Origin of the sequence: Rhodococcus cercidiphylli (assembly GCF_033042225.1) — a bacterium.
In the GTDB taxonomy this organism is placed as follows: Bacteria; Actinomycetota; Actinomycetes; order Mycobacteriales; family Mycobacteriaceae; genus Rhodococcoides.
Map to the genome: position 1 here is coordinate 1 of NZ_JAWLKE010000023.1, position 1,552 is coordinate 1,552.

Below are 1,552 nucleotides of genomic sequence, written 5' to 3' on the forward strand. Positions count from 1 at the left end.
TAGACGGTATGGAGGTCTTGGCTGGGGCCCCTCCGCATGTAAGCGTGGGTTGCCGACAGGAGTGGGTCCTGGCCGGTAGAGCCACAGATGTGGGAGGCCCCAGTGAAGAATCATCGTACGAGTGTTGGTTTGGATGTGCACGCACGATCGGTGGTGGCGTGCGGTTTGGATGGCGAGACGGGCGAGTTGTTCGAGCGTCGCATGTCGCCTGATCACAAAGAAATCCTGGAGTGGATTCGTTCGCTGCCAGGACTGGTGCATGTCGTCTACGAGGCGGGCCCGACCGGTTTCGGTCTGGCCCGTTTTCTGTTGGCCGCCGGTGTCGATTGTGTGGTGGCGGCACCGTCGAAAATTCAGCGTCCCCCTGGTGACCGCATCAAGACCGATGCCCGTGATGCCCGGCATTTGGCTCGGTTGCTTCATTTGAGTTCTATTGTGCCGGTTCTGATTCCGAGTACCGAGCAGGAGTCCGCTCGTGATCTGGTGCGAGCAAGGGAGGACTGCCGCGGCGATCTGGTGTCCGCACAGCATCGCCTGACACATGTGCTGCTGCGTCAAGGGATCATCTACAGCGGCGGCAAACCCTGGACCGCAGCCCACGATCTGTGGTTACGTCGCCAGCGGTTCGATTCACGTGCACTGCAGATCACCTACGACACCGCCTACGAGACCGTCATCGCCACCACCGAACGCCGGAATCGTCTCGATACCGCCATCGCGGACATGGCTGCGCATTCGTCGTTCACTCCGGTGGTGACCCGGCTGGGGTGCCTTCGTGGGGTGGCGACGTTGACAGCGTTCGGTTTGGCGACGGAGATCGGTGAGTGGGACCGGTTGACCGGCCGCTCGATCGGTGCGTTCGTCGGGTTGATCCCGACCGAGCATTCTTCCGGTGAATCCCGGTCGCAGGGCGGTGTCAGCAAAACCGGCAATGCTCACGTACGCCGACTGCTGGTCGAGGCTGCCTGGCATCATCGCAAGCCGTATCGGCCGGGGCGTGAACTGGTGGCACGGTGGAAGGCGTCGACTCCCAAAGCCAAAGCGCGAGGACATCAAGCGAACCGGCGGCTGCACGCACGGTGGGAACATTTCGACGAACGCGGTAAACGTGCGGTGGTCGCCAATGCCGGGATCGCACGAGAGCTGGCCGGCTGGTGCTGGTCGTTGGCCACGCTCGAGGAATGACTGAAGCTCCGACGCCGAAGTAGCGATCTGCGTCGGGATAGATGTCCGGAATGAACGGTCGACGACGATGTGGGATGTGGCCGAGCGTCTGGGAGTGACCCGCTAGCCGCCTATGAGCAATCCTCAACTGCGCGTTGGGATCACGCTCGACTCATAGACTTGCGATCCACTCCAGCCGAAACAGTCCGTCCTGCGGTAACCAACCCGCGTATATGAGAGTTGACGACGCGTCGAACACTACGACACGCTCACCTCCCACTCGCATCGATCACCATCCCGGCAACAGGAAGCGGTGGCACACACGACGGTGCGTGCCACCGCTTCACCATGCCGTCGTTGACAGGCCGACCTCCATATGAGAGCGGCT

The 1,552-nt window shown here is 61.9% G+C and carries 1 protein-coding gene; it reads left to right on the top strand.

The window, feature by feature from the left end; genetic code table 11:
* Positions 1-102: 102 nt before the first annotated feature.
* The gene (locus tag R3P95_RS25980; RefSeq protein ID WP_426374983.1) at positions 103-1,185 is read left to right on the top strand and encodes an IS110 family RNA-guided transposase; all 1,083 of its coding nucleotides are present in this window, start codon (positions 103-105) and stop codon (positions 1,183-1,185) included.
* Positions 1,186-1,552 lie beyond the last annotated feature (367 nt).